The sequence below is a fragment of the Acinetobacter sp. V104_13 genome (genome assembly GCF_031798995.1).
Lineage (GTDB): Bacteria > Pseudomonadota > Gammaproteobacteria > Pseudomonadales > Moraxellaceae > Acinetobacter > Acinetobacter pittii.
The window spans coordinates 376963-399935 of record NZ_JAVQNP010000027.1; the positions used below are offsets into that span (position 1 = coordinate 376963).

The 22973-nt window shown below is 38.3% G+C and carries 23 protein-coding genes; 17 read left to right on the forward strand and 6 right to left on the reverse strand.

The features are described from left to right. Positions 1–11: 11 nt before the first annotated feature. From RMB06_RS14575 to ychF, 7 genes are all read left to right on the forward strand, one after another. Entirely contained in the window at positions 12–1235 is a 1224-nt protein-coding gene (locus RMB06_RS14575; RefSeq protein ID WP_311080093.1) for an SfnB family sulfur acquisition oxidoreductase, read from the forward strand. Beyond that, positions 1235–2647 carry an LLM class flavin-dependent oxidoreductase gene (locus tag RMB06_RS14580; protein WP_311080095.1) on the forward strand — a complete coding sequence of 471 codons (1413 nt, stop codon included), beginning with the start codon at positions 1235–1237 and terminating at the stop codon, positions 2645–2647. The genes RMB06_RS14575 and RMB06_RS14580 overlap by 1 nt, the downstream gene beginning before the upstream one ends. A gap of 14 nt (positions 2648–2661) precedes the next feature. Then, complete coding sequence (locus RMB06_RS14585) at positions 2662–3492, forward strand: MetQ/NlpA family ABC transporter substrate-binding protein (RefSeq protein ID WP_017399883.1); 831 nt, start codon at positions 2662–2664, stop codon at positions 3490–3492. Between the two features lie 13 nt (positions 3493–3505). Beyond that, the gene (locus RMB06_RS14590) at positions 3506–4339 is read left to right on the forward strand and encodes a MetQ/NlpA family ABC transporter substrate-binding protein (RefSeq protein ID WP_311080098.1); all 834 of its coding nucleotides are present in this window, start codon (positions 3506–3508) and stop codon (positions 4337–4339) included. Positions 4340–4344: 5 nt separating this feature from the next. Then, entirely contained in the window at positions 4345–5421 is a 1077-nt protein-coding gene (locus RMB06_RS14595) for an ATP-binding cassette domain-containing protein (protein ID WP_311080101.1), read from the forward strand. Continuing rightward, entirely contained in the window at positions 5402–6061 is a 660-nt protein-coding gene (locus tag RMB06_RS14600; protein ID WP_005069679.1) for a methionine ABC transporter permease, read from the forward strand. Before RMB06_RS14595 ends, RMB06_RS14600 begins: the two co-directional genes overlap by 20 nt. A gap of 93 nt (positions 6062–6154) precedes the next feature. Continuing rightward, positions 6155–7246 (forward strand): redox-regulated ATPase YchF, encoded by a 1092-nt coding sequence (gene ychF, locus RMB06_RS14605; protein WP_002050104.1) that lies wholly within the window; start codon positions 6155–6157, stop codon positions 7244–7246. 43 nt (positions 7247–7289) lie between these two features. On the opposite strand, the gene RMB06_RS14610 is transcribed toward ychF, so the two are convergent. Next, positions 7290–7811 carry a DUF962 domain-containing protein gene (locus RMB06_RS14610; protein ID WP_057062663.1) on the reverse strand — a complete coding sequence of 174 codons (522 nt, stop codon included), beginning with the start codon at positions 7809–7811 and terminating at the stop codon, positions 7290–7292. A gap of 92 nt (positions 7812–7903) precedes the next feature. On the opposite strand from RMB06_RS14610, the gene RMB06_RS14615 reads away from it, so the two are divergent. Both RMB06_RS14615 and RMB06_RS14620 read left to right on the forward strand, forming a co-directional pair. Then, positions 7904–8611 (forward strand): Crp/Fnr family transcriptional regulator, encoded by a 708-nt coding sequence (locus RMB06_RS14615; protein WP_014206532.1) that lies wholly within the window; start codon positions 7904–7906, stop codon positions 8609–8611. Positions 8612–8782: 171 nt separating this feature from the next. Further along, on the forward strand, positions 8783–9118 hold the full coding sequence (locus tag RMB06_RS14620; protein ID WP_262451638.1) for a hypothetical protein: 336 nt from the start codon (positions 8783–8785) through the stop codon (positions 9116–9118). 71 nt (positions 9119–9189) lie between these two features. Here RMB06_RS14620 and RMB06_RS14625 read toward each other — a convergent pair whose 3' ends face one another. Then, positions 9190–9660 carry a hypothetical protein gene (locus RMB06_RS14625; RefSeq protein WP_025464664.1) on the reverse strand — a complete coding sequence of 157 codons (471 nt, stop codon included), beginning with the start codon at positions 9658–9660 and terminating at the stop codon, positions 9190–9192. Positions 9661–9781: 121 nt separating this feature from the next. Here RMB06_RS14625 and RMB06_RS14630 point away from each other — a divergent pair, with 121 nt between their 5' ends. The 6 genes from RMB06_RS14630 to dapC all read left to right on the forward strand — a co-directional run bounded on the left by RMB06_RS14630 (position 9782) and on the right by dapC (position 16576). Next, entirely contained in the window at positions 9782–10504 is a 723-nt protein-coding gene (locus RMB06_RS14630; protein WP_311080726.1) for an AzlC family ABC transporter permease, read from the forward strand. A 1-nt stretch (position 10505) separates the two neighbouring features. Beyond that, the gene (gene ygaH / locus RMB06_RS14635) at positions 10506–10847 is read left to right on the forward strand and encodes an L-valine transporter subunit YgaH (protein WP_002133404.1); all 342 of its coding nucleotides are present in this window, start codon (positions 10506–10508) and stop codon (positions 10845–10847) included. A gap of 133 nt (positions 10848–10980) precedes the next feature. Then, on the forward strand, positions 10981–11370 hold the full coding sequence (locus RMB06_RS14640; protein WP_014206529.1) for a tautomerase family protein: 390 nt from the start codon (positions 10981–10983) through the stop codon (positions 11368–11370). A gap of 102 nt (positions 11371–11472) precedes the next feature. Continuing rightward, a complete protein-coding gene (gene purT / locus RMB06_RS14645; protein ID WP_311080108.1) occupies positions 11473–12690 on the forward strand; it encodes a formate-dependent phosphoribosylglycinamide formyltransferase in 1218 nt (405 codons plus the stop codon). Between the two features lie 27 nt (positions 12691–12717). Beyond that, positions 12718–15381 carry a [protein-PII] uridylyltransferase gene (gene glnD, locus RMB06_RS14650; protein WP_000608324.1) on the forward strand — a complete coding sequence of 888 codons (2664 nt, stop codon included), beginning with the start codon at positions 12718–12720 and terminating at the stop codon, positions 15379–15381. A 25-nt stretch (positions 15382–15406) separates the two neighbouring features. Next, positions 15407–16576 carry a succinyldiaminopimelate transaminase gene (dapC, locus tag RMB06_RS14655; RefSeq protein WP_311080728.1) on the forward strand — a complete coding sequence of 390 codons (1170 nt, stop codon included), beginning with the start codon at positions 15407–15409 and terminating at the stop codon, positions 16574–16576. A gap of 54 nt (positions 16577–16630) precedes the next feature. Here dapC and RMB06_RS14660 read toward each other — a convergent pair whose 3' ends face one another. The 4 genes from RMB06_RS14660 to msrB form a co-directional block, all read right to left on the reverse strand. After that, a complete protein-coding gene (locus tag RMB06_RS14660) occupies positions 16631–17263 on the reverse strand; it encodes a LysE family translocator (RefSeq protein WP_311080110.1) in 633 nt (210 codons plus the stop codon). Between the two features lie 64 nt (positions 17264–17327). Further along, positions 17328–18164, reverse strand: a complete 837-nt coding sequence (locus tag RMB06_RS14665) for an AraC family transcriptional regulator (protein WP_311080112.1) — start codon at positions 18162–18164, stop codon at positions 17328–17330. Between the two features lie 8 nt (positions 18165–18172). After that, positions 18173–18658: a glutathione peroxidase gene (locus RMB06_RS14670; protein WP_002114194.1), complete on the reverse strand. Its 486-nt coding sequence runs from the start codon at positions 18656–18658 to the stop codon at positions 18173–18175. Then, a complete protein-coding gene (gene msrB, locus RMB06_RS14675) occupies positions 18655–19074 on the reverse strand; it encodes a peptide-methionine (R)-S-oxide reductase MsrB (RefSeq protein ID WP_002114184.1) in 420 nt (139 codons plus the stop codon). Before msrB ends, RMB06_RS14670 begins: the two co-directional genes overlap by 4 nt. Before the next feature lie 239 nt (positions 19075–19313). On the opposite strand from msrB, the gene RMB06_RS14680 reads away from it, so the two are divergent. Next, a complete protein-coding gene (locus RMB06_RS14680) occupies positions 19314–20744 on the forward strand; it encodes a pyridoxal phosphate-dependent aminotransferase (protein ID WP_311080113.1) in 1431 nt (476 codons plus the stop codon). 473 nt (positions 20745–21217) lie between these two features. Continuing rightward, complete coding sequence (locus RMB06_RS14685) at positions 21218–22525, forward strand: dicarboxylate/amino acid:cation symporter (RefSeq protein ID WP_002114420.1); 1308 nt, start codon at positions 21218–21220, stop codon at positions 22523–22525. Positions 22526–22973 lie beyond the last annotated feature (448 nt).

The window sequence follows — 22973 nt, forward strand, 5'->3', positions numbered from 1 at the left end:
GAGAAATTGTCATGACTTCATATCAATCAGTTCAAACCAAACAAACATCGGCATCTGGTCAAGCGCACATTATTCAAAATGATGCTGAAGCATTAGAAGTTGCCAAAGAGTTTGCTGAGCAATTTAAAAAAACCGCAGTTGAGCGAGACGCTAAACGAATTTTACCGTATACCGAAATCGATGCTTTGAGCCAATCTGGTCTTTGGGCAATTACAGTGCCAAAGCAATATGGCGGTGCCGAAGTTTCAAGCCATACAGTTGCTAAAGTGATTGCGATTTTAAGCGGTGCCGATGGTTCAATCGGACAAATTCCCCAAAACCATTTCTATGCCTTGGAAGTGTTACGCAATACAGGCACAGAAGCTCAAAAACAACGGTTATACAGCGAAGTTTTAAATGGCACTCGTTTTGGGAATGCACTTGCCGAGTTTAAAACTAAAACTTCAACTCACAAACAAACCAATATCCGTCCTCACGAAAATGGATATCTCATTCAGGGTGAAAAGTTTTACTGCACAGGAAGTTTATTTGCTCACCGTATTCCAACCTTAGTTTTAGACGATGCGGGTCGAGAGTATCTAGCCTTTGTAAAAAGTGGTTCACAAGGATTAAAACTTGTTGATGACTGGTCTGGCTTTGGACAGAAAACTACAGGCAGCGGTACAGTTAAATTTGATCAGGTTTTTGTCGATGCAGATGATGTTATTCCTTTTGATACTGCATTTTTACAACCAACCTTAGTGGGTCCTTTTGCGCAAATTATGCATGCATCGATTGAGGTCGGTATTGCACGTGCAGCCTTTGAAGAAAGCTTGCAAAGAGTACATCAAGCTCGTCCATGGATTGACTCACAAGTAGAAACAGCCAACCAAGATCCTTTAACGATTTATGAACTAGGACGCATTGCCGTAGATGTACGAGCAAGTGAAGTGTTATTAAAACAAGCTGCGCAATCAATCGATGCCGCAAAAATTGAGACCACACCTGAAACTATTGCTAAAGCTTCAATTGATGTGGCTAAAGTACGTGCTCATAGTAGCGATATCGCCCTAAAAGCATCGTCTAAGCTGATTGAACTTGCTGGTAGCCGTGGTAGTCAATCACAAGATGGCCTAGACCGTTTCTGGCGTAATGCGCGGGTACATACGTTGCATGATGCCGCACGATGGAAATATTACTTTATTGGGAACTACGTTCTTAACGGTGTTCTACCACCTCGCCGGGGGACATTGTAATGGCAGATTTTAAAGCGAAAGAGATTTTATTAAACGCCTTTGATATGAACTGTGTTGGACATATCAATCATGGCTTATGGACACATCCACGTGATGAATCACACCGCTTTAATGAACTGAACTATTGGACAGAACAAGCTAAGACCTTAGAAAGTGGTTTATTTGATGGTTTATTTATTGCGGACATTACAGGTGTGTATGACGTCTATCAAAATGGTATTGATCTCACTTTAAAAGAGTCCATTCAACTTCCAAGCCATGACCCATCTACACTTATTTCAGCTATGGCAGCAGTTACTCAAAACTTAAGTTTTGGTGTCACTGTGAATTTGAGCTATGAACATCCATATCAATTTGCACGCCGCTTTGCGAGTCTCGACCATTTAACTCAAGGTCGTATTGGCTGGAATATCGTGACAGGTTATCTAGATAGTGCGGAACGCTTAATTGGTCAAAAAGGTTTAAAAGACCACGATGCTCGCTATGAACAAGCTGAAGAATTTTTAGAGCTTTGCTATAAATATTGGGAAGGTTCATGGGAAAACGACGCCGTTAAAAAAGATAAAGTACAGCGTGTTTTTACAGATCCATCTAAAGTTCACACCATTCACCACCACGGAAAATATTACCAAAGTGAAGGTATATTTCAGGTGTCTCCTTCTGTGCAACGCACTCCAACACTGTTTCAAGCAGGTGCTTCACCCAAAGGTATGCAGTTTGCGACTCGTCATGCTGAGTGTGTATTTATTGGCGGCGACAAACCCGAAAAAATACGCGAACAAGTGAAAAAGATTCGTGCTCTTGCAGAACAGCAAGGCCGTTCAGCGGATGATATTAAAGTCTTTGTCGGTATAACCGTTGTTGTTGCCGAAACACATGATCTAGCCGTACAGAAACTGAATGAATATCGTCAATATGCAAGTCCTGAAGCAGGCTTAGCACATTATGCGAGTTCAACTGGTATCGACTTAAGTAAATTTGCCGACGATGAAGCGATTCCTTACCAAAAAAGTAACAGTATTGTTTCGATTACCGAAAAATTTAAAGAGCAACAAATCACGAAAAATGACTTAAAAGCTCAGCATATTTTAGGTGGTCGTTACCCACTCATTGTGGGTAGTGGCGAAGAAGTTGCTGAATACTTAATTCATCTTTTAGATGAAACAGATATTGATGGCTTTAATTTGACACGTACAGTTGCACCAGAGTCTCACCACGACTTTATTCGCTTGGTTATTCCTGAGCTACAACAGCGTGGTCGCTATAAAACTGCATATAAAACGGGTTCACTGCGGAACAAAATTTTTAATCGGGGTGATCAATTACCAAAACAACACCCTGTTCAAGCGTTCCGATGTAGTCCCTATAACAACAGCAAAAACCTAACAACAATTGAAGAAATAACCGCTTAAATTTGGAGATAGACATGGCTCAAACAGCCTCAAAAAAATGGCTAGGCGTAGGCTTAGTCGTTGTAGTCCTTGTTGTTGCTTTATTCTTTTGGAATAAACATCGCCAAAGTGGCTCAAATGAACTTGTGATTGGTATTAGCCCACCATTTGCAAAAACTTTACAAGCTGCTGCCGATGAAGCAAAGAAACAGGGTTTAAATGTAAAACTGGTCGAATTTTCTGACTGGAATACACCAAACATTACTTTAAATCACGGGGATATTGATGCGAACTTTTTCCAGCACCAACCTTTCTTAGACAATGCAATTAAAGAAACCGGCTTTAAGTTAAAGGCATTTGCAGTGGGTGCAGCATCACATGTGGGACTTTATTCAAAGAAATATAAAAGCCTTGATGAATTGCCACAAAACGCACGTGTAGTCATTCCAAATGATCCAGTCAATCAAGGTCGTGCCCTGCTACTTTTACAGCAAGCTAAATTAATAACGCTTAAAGATTCAAATAATCATTTATCTGCACTAAAAGATGTAGTTTCAAATCCTAAAAATTTGCAATTCGTAGAAGTTGAAGGGCCACAGACTGCTCGTGCAATTGATGATGTTGACTTGGCTTTTGGTTATCCGCATTACCTACGTTTAGCAAAAACAGCTGACCCAGAAAGTGCACTTTTACTTGATGACAATACCAATAAACGTTATGCAATCTTGTTTGTAGTGCGTGATGACTATCAAGATAAGGGCGACAAATTAAAGAAATTTGTTGAGATCTATCAAAACTCGCCAAAAGTTAAAGCTGTGTTAGATGCTGAGATTGGGCCAACACTTTGGTTCCCTGGTTGGAAGTAATAACGGAAAAATTATGGCGATTCAGTTTAAACAACATAAGCCTTGGTTACTCGGAATTACGATTTTAATCGTAGTTCTTGGCCTCGTCGGTTACCGTTATATTAAAAATAAACAAGCCAATGATGTTTTAACGATTGGCATTAGCCCACCTTATGCTGAGCTATTACAAAGCGTAGCCAATGAAGTAGAAAAGCAAGGCGTTCATGTCAAACTCGTTGAATTTTCTGATTGGCGAGCACCAAATGTTGCCGTACAAAACGGCGATATTGATGCAAACTTTTTCCAGCAAAGCGTATTTCTACGTAATGCTGTTAAAGAAACGGGTTATGACTTACATGCATTTGGTGTGGGTTCAGGAAGTCATGTGGGTTTATATTCAAAAAAATATAAATCACTTAAAGACTTATCTTCAAATGCACGTGTTGCTATTCCAAACGATCCGGTCAATTTAGCCCGTGCTTTAATTTTATTGCACCGTGCAGGTTTAATTCAGCTTAAAGACATTAATAATGAACTTTCAACCACTCAAGACATTATTGCTAATCCTAAACAGCTAAGCTTTGTTGAAGTTGAAGGCCCTCAAACCGCACATGCATATAACGATGTCGATTTAATTTTCGGCTTCCCTCACTACTTAAAAATGGCAAAGGTAACCGACCCACATAGCGCATTATTTTTAGATCCAATCGATAAAAAATATGCAATTTTGTTTGTGACCCGTCGCGATTACCAAGATAAAAACCAAAAACTTGCAACCTTTGTTAAAGCATTCCAGAACTCAAAACAAGCACGAGATATTCTGGATAAAGACTTTGGCCAAGGTATGTGGTTTCAAGGCTGGAAATAAGGAGAATGACAATGGTGAGTTTTGGATCACAAGTTGATTTTTCTCTACCTCATATCAAAATTCGTGGTTTGAATAAATTTTACCAATCGCAAGGTCAAAAACTGCATGCTTTAAAAGAGATTAACCTTGATATTCCTCAAGGTAAGATTTTAGGCATTATTGGTAAAAGTGGTGCGGGAAAATCTTCCCTACTCCGCACTTTAAATGGCTTAGAACAAGTAAATACAGGCAGTATTCATATTCATCAACAAAACATTGCTGAATTGAGCCATTCCGAGCTTATTCAAACTCGCCAACGTATTGGAATGATTTTCCAACACTTCAATTTGATGTCTGCAAAAACGGTCTGGGAAAATGTGGCATTGCCTTTAAAAGTTTCCAATTACAACAAAGCAGATATCGACCAACGTGTAAATGAAGTTCTGGCACTCGTAGGTCTTGCAGATAAGTCTGGCTACTACCCATCGCAACTTTCAGGCGGACAAAAGCAACGTGTCGGTATTGCACGTGCACTTGTTCACCACCCAGAAATTTTACTTTGTGATGAAGCCACCTCGGCACTTGACCCTGAAAGTACCGCCACTATTTTGGCTTTACTTAAAAAGATTAATCAGGAACTGGGTCTAACGATTGTACTCATCACTCATGAAATGCAGGTCATTCGAGAAATTTGTGATCAAGTGGTGGTGATTGATCAAGGTGAGATAGTAGAGGCTGGACAAGTCTGGTCTGTATTTTCACGACCAGAACAACAAATTACTCAAGAATTGTTAAACCTTGAGCAAATTACCCTGCCTTTTAAAATCAGTCCTCTACCCGATGAAGATTCGACTCATATTATTGTAAAACTGAAATATGAGGCTGAAGCACATCAGGTTCCTGATATTCAAGAATTACTTGCCAAATTTAAAGCGCCCATCAATTTATATCAAAGTCAGGTCGATACCATTCAAGGGCATATTATTGGTTCACTTTTAGTCGGTATTCCTAACGTAGAAATTGATATTTCATCTATACGACAAGATGCATTAACTGAAATTGCACAATTTGAGGTACTTGGCTATGCACGACCAGCTCATTGATTTATTAATTACTGGAACTGTAGATACCTTACTCATGGTAGGTGCATCTGCATTTATTGCTTTTTTAATTGGCTTACCGATTGCTGTTGTTTTAGTCAGTACTTCTGAGCACGGCATTCATCCGTCACAAAAGATTAATCAAGCTTTGGGTTGGGTCATCAACATTACTCGCTCTGTACCCTTTCTTATTTTAATGGTTGCACTTATTCCGCTTACTCGCTGGATTGTCGGGACAAGTTATGGGGTTTGGGCAGCCGTTGTTCCATTGACGATTGCGGCAATTCCCTTCTTTGCGCGTATTGCAGAAGTCAGCTTACGCGAAGTCGATCAAGGCTTAATTGAAGCAGCACAAGCCATGGGTTGTAACCGTAAACAAATTATCTGGCATGTACTTTTACCAGAGGCTTTGCCGGGTATTGTGGCGGGTTTTACCGTGACTATTGTGACTATGATTAACTCCTCTGCGATTGCTGGTGCTATTGGTGCAGGTGGTCTAGGAGACATTGCTTATCGTTATGGCTATCAACGTTTTGATATGCAAATTATGTTGGCTGTAATTTTAGTGCTCATTGTTTTAGTCATGTTGGTACAAGCGACTGGCGATGCATTAGCCCAGCAACTTGATAAACGTAAAGTTTAAACGCAATACAACCCTGCTCTAGCCATGACTTTGTCATGGCTTTCATGTAAAATCAGCGACAATTTTTAATTTACACATTTGTGAGTGGTTTTCATGGGTTTTAATTGCGGTATTGTTGGTCTGCCAAACGTAGGGAAATCTACCCTTTTCAATGCATTAACGAAAGCAGCGATTGCAGCGGAAAACTTCCCTTTCTGTACCATTGAACCAAACACAGGTATTGTTCCTGTACCAGATCCACGTTTAGACAAACTTGCTGCGATTGTTAAACCACAGCGTATTTTGCCAACTACAATGGAATTTGTGGACATTGCAGGTCTTGTTGCTGGTGCATCAAAAGGTGAAGGCTTAGGTAACCAATTCCTTGCTAACATCCGTGAAACTGATGCAATCGCTCATGTTGTACGTTGTTTCGAAGACGAAAACGTGATTCACGTAAATGGTAAAATTGATCCATTAGACGACATCGCAACTATTAATACTGAACTTGCGCTTGCCGATCTTGAAACTGTTGCTAAAGCAATTTTACGTTTAACTAAAGTTGCTAAAGGTGGTGACAAAGAAGCTGTAGCAACTAAAGCAGTTTTAGAAAAAATCCAACCGTTACTTGACGAAGGTAAACCAGCGCGTGCAGCTGATTTGTCTGATGACGAACGCAAATTAGTTCGTGGTTTTGGTTTAATGACTTTAAAACCAACCATGTATATTGCAAACGTTGCAGAAGACGGTTTTGAAAACAACCCACACTTAGAAGCTGTTAAAAAACTTGCTGCTGAGGAAAATGCGATTGTTGTTCCTCTTTGCAACCAAATCGAAGCTGAAATTTCATTATTAGAAGATGAAGACCGTGCTGAGTTCCTAGAAGCAATGGGCATGGAAGAACCAGGTTTAAATGTGGTTATTCGTGCAGGTTATGCGCTTTTAGGTTTACAGACTTATTTCACTGCTGGTGTACAAGAAGTTCGTGCATGGACAGTAAAAGTTGGCGCAACCGCTCCTCAAGCCGCTGGTGTGATTCATACCGACTTCGAAAAAGGCTTCATCCGTGCTGAAGTTGTTGCATATGATGACTTCGTACAATACAACGGTGAAAACGGCGCTAAAGAAGCTGGTAAATGGCGTTTAGAAGGTAAAACTTACGTTGTTCAAGACGGCGATGTAATGCACTTCCGTTTTAACGTTTAAGTTAAAGCTAAAAAAGCCCCAATATGTTGGGGCTTTTTTACATTTAATGACTTAAATCCATCGCCTCTCGTTTACTGCGCGCCTCTTGTAAAATACGTGCATGCAAAGGCTTTCTAAAACCTAGCATAAATATAAATTCTGCCAATACAAATAACGGCCCTATCGCAAGTCCAATCACATCATCAACAAAAGCCGGTTTTTTCTTTTCAAAATAATGTCCCACAAACTGAAAGACCCAACCGACAACAAAGAAGCCAATACTTGCTGCTAACCATTCTCCTAAAGACAATTGAGCAATTTGGCTCGCTAGTGGATACACAGCAAACAAGATAATGAGCATGAGTAAACCAAAAATTTTATCTAGCAATAAATAATAAATCGTACTAGCTACAATCAGCACTATGGCTAAAGTAAGCTTAAAACTACCAATATCGACTCCAGCTCTTGCGGTTAAACACAAAATTGAAAACACGATGAGCGGAATACCGATAAAATGCGTCAAAATATTTTTATGATTTAAGTGGTAAGCCGCATATTTGCTAAGCTCTTGCTCCAGATTTGACATGAGTTATTCCCTATTCACTTACATATAGTCATACTGTACATATAAGGAAAACGTAAAGTTGTCAGCTATTTGACAAAGTAATGAATTTTTTCATGGATGACCGAATTTTGGACCTAATTTATATTAACCGACTAAAAGAAAACACATGGTTTAGTGTGCTTCCGGAAACATTCCAAAATTTTATTTTAGAACATGGCAAGCAAATCACCTTTGAGAAAAATAGCTATGTTTTCCATGCTCAAGATCTATTTGATGGTATTTATACCGTACTTGAAGGCTCAATTAGCTTGGGTTATGTCGATGTAAATGGTAATGAAGCACTTTCTGCTATTGCTGAGCCGATTATGTGGTTTGGTGAAATATCATTGATTGATCATGAACCGCGCTCACACGATGCGATTGCCTTGAAAAAAAGCACAGTTCTACATATTCCTGCAAAACCATTAAATGATCTACTCAAGGACAATCCATATTATTGGTATTTTTTCGCACGTTTAACCAGTCAAAAACTTAGATACGTTTTCTTAGAACAGATTGCGATACAAACACGCAGTATTTCTCAACGGCTTGCTCAGCGTCTTCTATTCATTTTAGAAGGATATGGGAATCATATTCTTATTCAAGATCGTCAAATTCATATTTCTCAAGAACAGTTGGCAAATATGCTGACCACATCTAGACAGACGATCAATCATGAGCTGAGCCTGCTCGAAAAACAGAAAATCATCAAAATTGCTTTTAGAAAAATTGAGATTCTAGATATTGAGAAATTGAAAATAGTTGCTCAAGCACAATGCTAATTTTTTAAAAGCGGCTAAATAATAAAAACTTAAAATTAAATTAAAAAATTAGATAACACTGCAAATCAAAACATTGTTCAAACTCTATTTCCACAAAATAAATGTGTTAAAGCAGATATTTTCACCCTACACTCAAGCTGAGCAATAATACTCAACAAGGCACTGATTAACATGAAAAAATTATCAACAATTCTTACAGCAGGCGTATTGGCTATGTTAAGTGTTTCGGCATTTGCATGTCCAAAAGGGACTCAACTACAAGGCGGTACAGGACCAAATCACAAAGGTGGAAAATGTGTAGCGGTACATGGAAAAGCTACCGCTCAAAAAGCCAAGAAAGAGGTAACTAAAACTAAACAGGATGTTAAAAAAGACTTAAGCACTCAAAAACATAATGCAATGACCAGCGCGACTCATTCTCAACATGAATCACAGCAAATGACTCATCAAATGAAACAAGATGCTGTGAAGACTGCAAACACCGCTAAAGCTGCCACAAAACCGTAATTCACATTCATTATCGTTTAAAAGCAAAAAAAGCGAGATTGGTCATCTCGCTTTTTTTAGATTCATTAGTTTTATTTTGGCGACGTATTTCCAAGATTTGGTGTATCGATCGCATCCTTACATTGCGCTTTATCTCGCTCATAGTCCGCTTGTTTTTGGGCAACTGAACTATTGTTTTCTAGCGTTTCGCGTGCCCATATATCTAAACTTGTCAGAGCCTTACGACAGAGTGCATATTTCCCTTCTGTCACCGAATCCGTCATTTTTACATTAATGCGCCAGTCTGTACTCAGTTGACGTAAAGGTTTACGAACTTTGTCATCAATTTGGCTGAGTTGTTTTTCATAAACTAAATGCTCAACCGTGTTAATCAATGTCCATGCTTTTTGAGCATAAACAGTTGCATCATTGGTTAGTTTCGGTGCTGGCTTAATTTCTACTTTTTTTTCTGCACCTTGATTACCATTATCACAGCCCTGTAATGTAAAAATACCTGCACTCATCATGGCGATATAAACTAAACGAATCTTTGCCTTGAACATATCAAACTGCCGATTAAACATTTCGGCACTATGCTATTAAATTCGGCTACAATACTCAATCTTTCAAGTATTTTTATCATTTGGTTTATTGCCAAGGTGTATTGTGTCCGAACAACAATTGATGCCTGCCCAAACAGCAACTTTTTGGCAAGGCGCCAAAGATAGCCAAGCTATCGTACTCACTTATTTACCCGTTTCTTTTGCCTTTGGCGTTTCTGCATCTCAGTTTGGTTTTACACCATGGGAAGCCTTTTTTCTATCTTGTTCAATGTACGCAGGCGCTAGCCAATTCTTGGTTGTCGCGCTTTTGGCTAGCGGTTCATCCATTTGGCTAACAGCATTAACAGTCATTGCACTAGATATTCGCCATGTCCTTTATGGACCTGCTCTATACAACCTGATTCCAAACAAATTAAATCTTAAGAAAACCGCAGTATGGGCTTGGGGCTTAACCGATGAAGTTTTTGCCAGTGGAATGATCCAACTTTCACAGCGCAAACAACAATGGTCCGAGTCTTGGATGCTTGGCTTAAGCCTATTTAGTTGGATGGCTTGGGCAAGTGGCTCTTTATTAGGTGGATTATTTGCCGATCAAGTTGCTCATTTACCAAAGTTTTTAAAAGCAGCTTTAGACTTCTTGTTACCTGCTTTATTTTTAAGTTTTTTATTAGCAGCGTTTGAAAGAAAGCATAGCCTTGTTGTTGCTGTATCTTTAGTAGTTTCAGCTCTGGCGTGTTATTGGATTAACTTATCAGCCGCTATTTTTATAGGTATTTTTTCAGGAATTTTAGCTGGTCTATTTAAACATTATGTGCTGAAACAGCATGATGAGGTTGAGGCTTAATATGAACCTAGAAATTATTCTGGTCGGCATTATTGTGGGTATAGCCAATTTTGCTTCACGCTTTGGACCTTTTTTCGTAATACAAAAACTACAGGGCAGCCAACAAAGACGCGGCTCAATCTGGATCAAAATTGCCTTAGGGAGTATTGGAATATCTGCAATTAGTGCCATGCTTGTAGTTGCTACCCTTCCACCTCTCCTTGAAACTCCCAATAAGAGTTTCGCAATGCTTATCGGTTTTTTAGTTTTAGCAGGTCTTTATTTTAAATTTAAGAAAATCGTACCAGCAACTTTAACTGCCGCAATTGTTTATGGTCTGATCTATACTTATTTACCTTTATAAATAGATAAACTTATCTTCCTTATATAAAATAAAATCTGGCCAGAGGCGTTTAAGATTGAAACTTCTGGCTTGGAAAATTTAATTTTTTGAATTGATTAAAAAGATAACCTTAGCTACTTATATAGAGATAAAAATGTCACAAGTTAAAATTTATGCAAATGAACAAACCATTATGCAGTATCGAGAATTACTTTCTCATGCAATCCATCAGGCGCTTATTGAAGAATTGAAATATCCTGTTGAGAAAAGATTTCAACGTTTTATTAGCCTTAAACCAGGAAATTTCATTTACCCTTCTGACAGAAGCCAGCATTACATTATTATCGAACTTTCAATGTTTGCAGGCCGCAGTGCAGCCACTAAAAAGCAGCTTATTCAAACCTTATTCCGTAATATTCAAGAGCAATGTAAAATTTCTCCACAAGACATTGAAATTACTATTTTTGAAACACCTAAAGAAAATTGGGGCATCCGTGGTAAAAATGCTGATGAGTTGCTTTTAAACTATCAGGTTAATGTCTAAAAACCACTTTTTTAATTGTCCGACAAAATTACTTTTTTTATGCATGATAAGGCTTAACTCCACCATAAGTTCTGCTATGCTTAAAAAAATAATTTTGTCAGGATGATTCGCATGAGCGTGACACTCGGTACCCCACTTCAATCTTCTGCATTTAAAGTTTTATTGTTAGGTTCAGGAGAGCTTGGCAAAGAAGTTGTAATTTCCTTACAACGCCTTGGTGTAGAAGTACATGCAGCCGACCGTTATGATCACGCACCAGCAATGCAAGTTGCACATTTTTCTTATGTGTTAAACATGGCAGATCCTGCCCAATTAAAACAACTCATCGAGAAAATTAAGCCAAATTTAATTGTTCCAGAAATTGAAGCAATTGCAACAGAAGTTTTACTTGAAATTGAAGCGAGCAAAACAGCAACTGTCATCCCTTCTGCTAAAGCTGTAAACCTCACAATGAACCGTGAAGGCATCCGCCGCCTTGCGGCTGAAGAACTTGGCCTACCTACTTCTGCGTATCGCTTTGCTGATACGCTCGAAAGCTTCCGCGCCGCTTGCGATGACATTGGTTATCCAAACTTTGTAAAACCGGTCATGTCTTCTTCAGGTAAAGGCCAGTCTCGTGTAAAAAGTTTCGATGAAGTTGATGATGCTTGGGAATATGCAATGCAAGGTGGCCGTGTTAATCAAGGTACGGTCATTATTGAATCTCAAATTGATTTTGATTTTGAAATTACATTACTTACCGTTCGCGCTAAAAACCCTGAAACTGGTGAAATCGAAACTCATTACTGTGACCCAATTGGTCACCGCCAAGATGCCGGGGATTATGTAGAAAGCTGGCAACCTCAACCAATGACGGCGGCGGCACTCGAAGAAGCAAAACGTATTGCAAATAAAGTGACAACTGCACTTGGTGGCTGTGGTATTTTTGGTGTAGAACTTTTTATTAAAGGCGACAAGGTTTGGTTTAGTGAAGTCTCACCTCGCCCACACGATACAGGACTCGTAACTCTAGCATCACAATTTCAAAGTGAATTTGAACTGCATGCACGTGCAATTTTAGGTTTACCTGTAAACACTGCACGCCACAGTGTTGCAGCAAGTGCAGTAATTTATGCTGGAGTTGATGCCAGTAATTTAAGTTATGGCAATCTCAATGTAGCTTTAACACACCCAGACACCGATTTACGCCTGTTTGGCAAACCAGAAGGTTTCAAACGTCGTCGTATGGGTGTAGCAACCGCTCGTGCTGAAAATACTGATCTTGCTCGTACTTTAGCGAAAGAAACCGCTGATCAAATAAGCGTTCAAACAAACTCTTAATTTTTACTTATTGGTAGACCCATTTTCATGATCAATATATCGCCATTGTTGAACTATGTCTCAAGTCATCATGATATTAAAGCCATTAATCAGTGGCGAACGGATGTAGAAAAACAGTTGCAAGATTCATATGAAAATGGGCAATCTATTCGTGAAATCATTAAAGCCCGTTCAGATTTAGTAGATGAAGCACTGATCTTTTTATGGAAACATGCTGAACTCGATCAGACAGAACTGGGCCTTTTTGCTGTAGGCGGTTATGGGCGCCGTGAAATGTTGCCCTATTCCGATGTCGATATCATGATCCTATCGGAGCATGAAATTAACGAAGAAAACGAAAAACGTATCTCTACATTTATTTCTTCTTTATGGGACGTTGGAAACTTTAAACCTGGCATTAGTGTTCGCACGATTCAAAGCTGTGTTGAACAGGCCGCTACCGATTTAACCGTTGCAACCACTTTAATTGAGGCGCGGTTAATTACTGGCAATAGTCAGCTTGCGAAATGGCCTCGCCGTATTGTTTCGCAGACATGGACAGATAAAACATTTTATGACGCAAAAATGGCCGAACAAGCCAAGCGTTACCATCAACACAACAATACTGAAAGTAATTTAGAACCCGACATTAAAAATGCACCGGGCGGTATCCGTGACATTAACCAAATTGGCTGGATTGCCAAACGTCACTTTCGCGTAAACCGTATTTATGACTTAGTGCATTTAGGTTTCATTTCAGAGTTTGAATTGGCAGTTTTAGAAGAAGCTGAAAGTTTTCTTTGGGAAATTCGACATCATTTACACCGTTTAGCTAAACGTGATGAAAATCGTTTACTCTTTGACCATCAAAGGGAAATTGCCGCTAAATTTGGATATGTTCGTCAAGAAGGCCAACCTGTAAATTATGGTGTTGAGCAGTTCATGAAACGCTACTACCGTACGGCGCAGCAAGTTTCAACACTCAATGAAATGTTGCTTGCGTATTTTAGCGAGTCAGTGATTACTCCTCGACTGCCCAACTATGAACGCAAAATTGAAGTTGTTAACGATCACTTTAAAATTGTCGATAATAAACTTGCCGTACAACATCACAAAATATTCGCAGAGCATCCAAGCGCGATTTTAGAGTTGTTCTATATTTTAGCCAATCGACCGGATATTGAAGGAATCCGCGCTCGAACTTTACGCTTACTTATTCTTGCTGCGAAACGAATCAACCAAAGTTATCGTGATAATCCAGAGCATCAAGCACTGTTTATGTCGATTATTCGCTCACCATATCGTTTATACGATACCTTGGTTGCGATGAAACGATATGGTGTTTTAGGAAACTATATTCCTGCTTTTGGCCAAATTATGGGCCTTATGCAATATGACCTATTCCATATCTATACGGTCGATGCTCATACATTATTATTGCTGCGTAATTTAAATCGTTTTAGAGAACCTGAATTTGCCAAAGAATTCCCTGTAGTAAGTTCAGTTTTCCAACGTCTTGCTCGTCAAGATATTGTGTTCATTGCTGCTTTATTCCATGACATCGCAAAAGGTCGTGGTGGTGACCACAGCGAACTCGGCGCAGAAGATGCAATTGAGTTTGGCCGTGCACATGGCTTTACAGAGCGTGAATGTAAATTAATTGCATGGCTTATTCAAAACCATTTGCTCATGTCTTTGACCGCTCAGAAAAAAGATATTTCTGATCCTGATGTCGTGAAAGATTTCGCTGAAAAACTGGGTGATATGGAGCATCTTGATTATCTATATACCTTAACGGTTGCCGATATTAACGCGACAAATCCAAAACTATGGAACACATGGCGTGCATCGCTTATGCGTCAGCTTTATACGCACGCTCGTGATGTAATCCGTACAGGTCTAGGTCGTCCTGTTGACTACCAAATGTTAATTGAAGACACCAAGTTTGCAGCAAGTGAATTATTGGTAAATAACTTCGCATTGGCAGATGTTGAAAAAGTATGGCAAGAGCTAGGTGATGAATACTTCATTAAAGAATCGGCGGATGAAATTGCATGGCACACACAAGCAATTTTAAAACATGGTGATAATCCGGAGCCATTAGTCCTCTTGCGTGCTCACCGTAAAGCAGCTCAAGATGCGGTGCAAATCTTTATTTATACACGCGATCAACCTAACCTATTTGCCACCACTGTTGCCGTTTTAGACCGAATGAACCTAGACGTTCAGGACGCAAAAATTATCACGGCCAGTACAGCATTTAGCTTAGATACCTATGTAGTACTGGATCGTTTCGGTACATTGCTTACCGACCCAGAGCGTGAAGAAACCGTTAAAAATGCATTAGTAAAAGCGCTTAGCCAACCAGACCAGTACCCGGGACTCATGCAACGTCGTATTCCACGTCAATTACGTCATTTCGATATTGAAAATACAGTCGATGTAACATTAAATGAAGCCTTACAGCAAAATATGGTCGAAATTTCAACACTCGATCACCCCGGCCTACTTGCGCGCGTGGGTGGTTTATTTATGATGCAAGGTTTAGACATCCATTCAGCCCGAATCGCAACTTTAGGCGAACGTGCCGAAGATATTTTCTTTGTCACTAAAAAAGATGGAAAACCGCTGAATAACGAAGAGGTCAAACTCTTCTCGGAAAAACTGAAAGCTGCATTAGATGAAGCATCTAATCAAATTTGTCAGCACTGAAACTCAACTACTTGGTAACTGTTTAATGAACTCTAGCTTGTCGTTATTACACCCGTATCCATTTGAAAAGTTAAACCAACTTTTTAAGGATACTACTCCTGCTAACCTTCCCTTGATTCCTCTATCAATTGGCGAACCTAAGCATCCAGCACCAGAGTTTGTTAAACAGGCTATTATTGATAACTTTAACCATTTATCAACTTATCCAAACAGCAAAGGCTTACCAGAGCTTCGCCAGAGCATTTCAGATTGGTTAACTAAGCGCTTTAAACTTAACAGCATTAGTGCTGAAAACCACATCTTGCCCGTCTCTGGTACACGTGAAGGCATTTTCTCTTTTGTACAGGCATTAATTAATCGTGAAGATGCACCTTATGTGGTGATGCCGAACCCGTTTTATCAAATTTATGAAGGTGCAGCTTTACTTGCAGGTGCAAAGCCATACTTCATTAATTGCACGGAAGAAAATGGCTATTTAGGTGATTTTGATGCAGTACCCGCAGAAGTTTGGGAAAAGACAGCCCTACTTTTTGTATGTACACCGGGTAACCCAACAGGTACTGTGCTTTCCAAAGAACAATTTAAAAAGCTAATTGCCTTATCTGATCAATATAATTTTGTTATTGCTTCTGATGAATGCTATTCAGAGCTTTGGTTTGACCAAGCACCTACTGGTCTATTAGAAGTTTGTGCTGAGCTTGGCCGTGATGACTACAAAAACTGTATCGTATTTCATTCACTTTCAAAGCGTTCAAACTTGCCGGGTTTGCGCTCAGGTTTTGTAGCGGGTGATGCCGATCTGTTAAAGCCATATTTGCAATACCGCACCTATCACGGCGCTGCAATGCCAGTACAACACCAGCTTGCTTCAATCGCAGCGTGGAACGATGAAAACCATGTTGAAGAAAACCGTAAGCAATATCGTGCAAAGTTTGATTTATTCCAATCTGAGCTAGGTCATCTCCTCCCATTACAAAAACCTGATGCCGGTTTTTATTACTGGTTAAAAGTCGATAATGATGAAACTTTTGCCAAGATGCTAATGGAAAAAGCACACATTAAAGTTTTACCGGGTCGTTATCTATCTCGTGATACCGAACAAGGTAACCCTGGTGCCAATCATGTGCGTATGGCTTTAGTAGCAGATTTGGCACAATGTGAAGAAGTTGTTAAACGTTTAAAAGCGGTTCTTTAAACCCAGCAAAATTGCATAGCCTTCAGTTTTATTTAGAAGGCTATGCGATCTGCTTTAACTATAGGCAACCAATAACACTGCGAAAAAAATGAAAGCCAGACTGGAGCAATAATATATTCCTCTAGCAGAGCGTTTAATCTGTGCTAATACACGCTCTTGACGCAATAAACGAACTAATAATAAATTCCACCCGAAAACCACTCCTGTCATCCATATACTCATTAGTAATTTTTGAAATAAGCTAAATTCCTGTTGAATAAGTAGCATTAAACTACTATAAAACATAATATTTTTAGGATTAAGAAGACTGGATTGCAAACCCAGAGCTAAGCTTTTAACTTTACTCTTATAACTAGACTCTTGTTCAACCAAACTATTTTCAGCAACAGTAATATTTAAGTTTGTTCCTTGAGTGGTTCTAAAACAAAGAAAACTCAAATAAACTAAATACCCAGCCCCCAGCCATTTAAGTACTAAAAGAATCGTTGTGCTTAAATTGCCAAGCACCATAAATCCAAATATACACACCATTAAGATAACAGCATTACCCAAAGTAATTCCCAGAATAACGCCATAGGTATAACGCGCTCCTTTTTGCAAAAGGCTGGTCAAAATAAGAAAAAAATCTGGACCTGGAGATAGTAGTGCTAAAAAGTGAGTAAAGGCGATAACCAAAAAAACTTCCATAACGATTTCATCTTTAAAACTGTATGGAGTAGCTTAAAAATAGAGAAAAATAATTTCTTGTAAATTATTGCGCGGCTGCAAGTTGAAACTGTCGAGGAGTAATTCCCGTATGTGCTTTAAAAGCTTTATGAAAATGGCTTTGATCACTAAAGCCTAAATTGACAGCTAGCTCTGCGAGTGAAATCCCTTGCTTTAATTGAGCTCTGGCTTGATTAATCTTTAAATTAATTTGAAATGCATGTGGAGTTAAACCAACATTGGCCTTGAATAAACGAATGATTGCATATCGACTAAGACCAACCTGCTCTGCAAGCTCTTCAAGAGAAATAAATCGTTCTGACGATTTAATAATATGAATTAAGTCCAAAAAATCTTCATATAAATATTCAGTTTTTTGTATTTCTTCTAATACGAAATGAGGAAGTAGCAACTGGGTAAGGCAATAGATCAGCGACTGTTCTTTTTCAATAATTAATTTTTCAGGATCAAACAAAGTTTCATTCATATCAGAAAAAGCCTGATATAAAGTTTCTTCTTTTATTATGAGCGGCTTATGCTGAGGCAGATGCAAATCCAGACCATGTTCTCGAAATTCTGAATACAGCTGATTTAACCACCTTATATCCAAATGTAGCATCTGGTAGCTCCAAGCCTGATTTGGCAAAGGGTTACATGAATGCTCAATATGTGCGGGTACGATCACCAAAGTACCAGCATCAATCTTTTGGGGTATACCAAATGAACTTTGAAAAACGCTATTCCCCTCGTCTATAGCCCCGATAGAAAACGTTGGATGACTATGAGACTTATAACACGTTCGGCTAAAACAGGATCTTCTGGTTTCAACATACGGCATTCGCCCATCTTGCCAAAACTCAAAAGCTTGTGGAATAGCGTTCATTTAAACGATTAACTAGCTAATGCTTTTTCAATATCAGCTTCTAAAGCTTCTGGCTTAGTCGTAGGTGCATAGCGATTTAAAACAGCGCCATCTTTACCGACCAAAAATTTGGTAAAGTTCCATTTAATGCTACTACTACCTAAAATACCTTTAGCTTCACGTGTTAAATATCTAAAAATCACATGGGCTTCTGGGCCTTTTACATCAACTTTAGCAAACATGGGAAATTTCACTCCATAGTTACGCTGACAGAAGCTACCAATTTCTTTATTACTTCCTGGATCTTGCCCACCAAACTGGTTGCAGGGAAAACCTAAAACTTCTAATCCTTGATCTTTATATTTTTCATAAAGTTTTTCGAGGCCAGCAAATTGTGGTGTAAAACCACATTTACTGGCAGTGTTTACAATTAGTAAAACTTTACCTTTGTAATCAGCCAATTGCTTAACTTCACCCTCTAACAGCTCAGCTTCAAACTGATAAATATTACTCATGGATAGGTTTCCTCATCATTTTTTTCTTCTGTTTTCAGTTGTAATGATGCCGAGTTTACACAGTAGCGCAAACCAGTCGGCTGTGGTCCATCTTCAAATACATGCCCTAAATGAGCTTCGCAATCATGACAAACTATTTCAGTTCTGACCATACCATGCGTTAAATCTTCATGTTCATCAATGACAGCACCATTGATCGGACGGAAGAAACTTGGCCAACCGCAACCGCTATCATATTTGGTATCTGATGAGAACAACTCTGCGCCGCAGCAACGGCAAACATAGGTACCATGTTGCTTAGTATTCCAGTATTGCCCCGTAAATGCAGGTTCAGTGCCTTTTTGTCGTGTAATCCGATACTCTTCTGGTGATAACTCTCTTTGCCATTCCCGGTCTGTTTTATTGACTTTTCCCATGACATACACCTTTTATTCTGAAGTAAACATTTCTGATGATCGAGTTTTATATTTACGCCATTCATCACAAAAACACTAGTCTCTGAACGTAAAATTTGTTGGAATTTAAACATATAAAGAAAAAAAAGCAAAAAGTAAGCAAAATACAAAATCAAAAGTAAGCAAATTTATTACTAATCTTCTTTAAAGCAAGCAAACATAGTGCTATTCTAAGTGCGCACGGTTGTATAGGACAGAACATGTCTCAGAAAAAAAGTGTGGTTTTCCAACAACTACTACCAATTATCAAACAATATCAACAATCGGGTTTTACCCATGAAAAAATTGTTGAACTATTGAAAGATCAACATGATCTAAATTTGGTAACAGTTAAAACATTTAAAAGTTATTTATACCGATATGCAAAAGTGAATCCCGTTATGTCTAAAAATACTGCTACCATCCATTCCATGCCATCTACTCGAGAAATCAAAAAATCATCGAAGCTTGAGCATGTTTGTTATGACATCCGTGGACCAGTTTTACGAGCCGCCAATGAAATGGAAGAGCAAGGACATAAAATCATTAAGCTGAATATCGGCAACCCTGCTCCTTTTGGATTTGAAGCACCCCAAGAAATTATTAATGATGTTGCTTTAAACTTACCAAATGCAATTGGTTATGTTGACTCAAAAGGTATCTTCCCTGCTCGTAAAGCAATTTGTCAGTATTACCAGCAAAAAGGAATTCTCAATATGCATGTCAATGACGTGTATATTGGTAATGGCGTATCTGAGCTTATCGTAATGGCTATGCAAGGTCTATTAGATGACGGAGACGAAATGCTGATTCCAATGCCGGACTATCCGCTTTGGACAGCAGCAGTTAATCTTTCAGGCGGCACAGCAATTCATTATAAATGTGATGAAGAAAATAGCTGGTACCCAGATATTGCTGATATTGAAAGTAAGATTACTCCGAATACTCGCGGTATTGTCATCATTAACCCGAACAACCCTACGGGTTCGGTATATCCACGCCACATTCTTGAACAGATTGTAGCGATTGCAAAAAAATATGATCTAATTTTATTTGCTGATGAAATTTACGACAAAATTATTTATGACGGTATTGAACATGTTTCAGTAGCATCATTAGCGGGCGACCAGCTTTGCGTATCTTTTAATGGTTTATCAAAAGCTTATCGTATTGCAGGCTTCCGTTCAGGTTGGATGGCAATTACGGGTGATAAAAGCCGTGCTGCCGACTATATCGAAGGATTAGACATGTTAGCGTCAATGCGCTTATGTGCAAACGTTCAAGCTCAATATGCGATTCAAACTGCCCTAGGCGGTTATCAATCAATTAATGACTTGATCCGTCCTGGTGGCCGTTTATATGAACAGCGTAATATTGCGTGGGAAATGCTTAATGAAATTCCAGGTGTAAGCTGTGTAAAACCAGATGGAGCAATGTACTGTTTCCCGCGCCTTGACCCCACTATCTACCCAATTGAAGATGATGAAAAGTTAATGCTTGATTTGCTACGTGCAGAAAAAGTTTTATTGGTGCAAGGTACAGGCTTTAACTGGCCAACACCTGATCATTTCCGCGTGGTTTTCTTACCTGCTGAAAATGAATTACGTGAAGCAATTACCCGTCTAGGTCGTTTCTTAGCCAATCGCCGTTAAAAAATGCATAACAAAAAAAGGCATCTCCAAATAGGTGCCTTTTTTATAATTCTATTTTTTTCATTTTTATAAAAGAAGAATCTCCTAATCACATAACAATTTTATCAACACAAATAAATTATTGTATTTAAATAATTTTTATAAATTTTATAATTCTTTTAAATTTAAAAATTAGTTAATTTTTTGATTTATATATTTTTTACCATACGTTTAAAATCACTTGATTTTCTTCAATCTACTTAACCTTTATTATGCAAAAAATGCATGGATCAATATTTTTTTGCATTTCACACCGCTTCAAAATCGAGCAACAATCCATCTCCATAACAACATCGCCATATTCGATTCGGTTAAAACAGATACAGATCTAGGAAGATAACATCGTTAGAACGACCGAACTGAACTAACAAGGAAAGCTTTCAATCATTCAAATCCCGTCAAAGGATGATTGAATCAAATGGATAGAGGTTCATATGAAGCAGAAGAAATTGCTCAAGTATATTGTTGTTGCTATTTTACTTGGCATACTGACAGGTTGGATTTGTCACCACTTCTTTAATGAGGGTGAACAATTGAAGCAAATCGCTTCTTATCTCAACATACCTACAGATATCTTTTTACGCCTTATCAAAATGATTATTGCTCCATTGGTATTTGCCACTATTGTTTCAGGCATTGTATCAATGGGGAAATCTACATCAATCGGCAGTATCACCCTTAAATCAATGACTTGGTTTATTACTGCTTCATTCGTATCGCTTGCTATCGGTATGGGTCTGGCAAACTTTTTCCAACCAGGTGCAGCTTTAGATTTAGTATTACCAACTGCGCAACAATTGAGTAGCTCTTCTGCTCCAGCGACTACAGGCTTCACTCTACAATCATTTTTAAGCCATGTTTTCCCACGCAGTATTGCCGAAGCAATGGCAAATAACGATATTTTGCAAGTCCTTGTTTTCTCTATTTTCTTTGGCTCAGCCCTTGCTTTTGTAAATCAAGGCAAAGAAAAAGATTCAGTTATCATTCGTTTGACTGATGAACTCAGCAAAATCATGTTCCGTATTACTGATTACGTCATGATGTTTGCACCTGTTGCAGTATTTGCAGCAATCGCTTCAGCAATTACAGTACAAGGTTTAGGCTTGATTGTTGATTATGGCATCTTAATCGCAGAGTTCTACTTCGGTCTTTTATTACTGTGGATCATCTTATTCTCTGTAGGTGCAATCGTACTTAAAAAAGATATTTTCCGCTTAGGTAAATTAATTCGTGAACCTGTAACGCTTGCTTTTGCTACAGCTTCAAGTGAATCAGCGTATCCTAAAGTTATGGATGCACTAAATAAATTTGGCGTGCCTAAAAAAGTAACGAGCTTTGTATTACCTTTAGGTTATTCATTCAATCTTGATGGTTCAATGATGTACACCACGTTTGCAGTGCTCTTTATTGCTCAGGCCTACAATATTGATCTTAGTTTCACTCAACAAATCTTAATTTTGTTAACTCTAATGGTAACAAGTAAAGGTATTGCAGGTGTTTCTCGAGCTTCTATTGTAGTTATTTCAGCGACGCTCACTATGTTCCATTTACCTGAAGCTGGCATCCTTTTATTACTCGGTATCGATCAGTTCCTTGATATGGGCCGTACTGCAACAAACGTAGTAGGTAACAGTATTGCTACTGCAGTTGTTGCCAAACTTGAAGGCGATAAAGTGGCTGATACTGAAGAACTACCAGAGCCAGTATTAATTAAATCAACTCAAGAACAAACGACCGCATAAGTTTCTCTTTTCTCCCACTCTCCCAACTTAAGAGCAATTTTATATGACCTTATAAAATTGCTCTTTTTTTATTTTAAAATTGATGGCAGAAATTCACATATATTTTTATATTAAATAATGACTTTAAACTGCTATTAAATTTTCTTAAAACAAACCTTAAAAATAGAATAAAAATTATTCAAACAAATTTTATATTTTTGAAAATAAATACCAAGTGATTAAATTTTAATTCAATTTACAACAATTAAATTATATTAAGTTAATGGAATTATTTTTTAACTTACACAGGAAAATTTAAAATTATCTTAATATTAAATTATAACAATAAAAATCAACAATATAAAAATATCATATGGCAAAAACCCACTTAAACATGTCTATTATTTTTTAATTTTATACTGATAAAAAAATCATTTGTTTTATTTATATTAAAAAGTAAATAAATCAA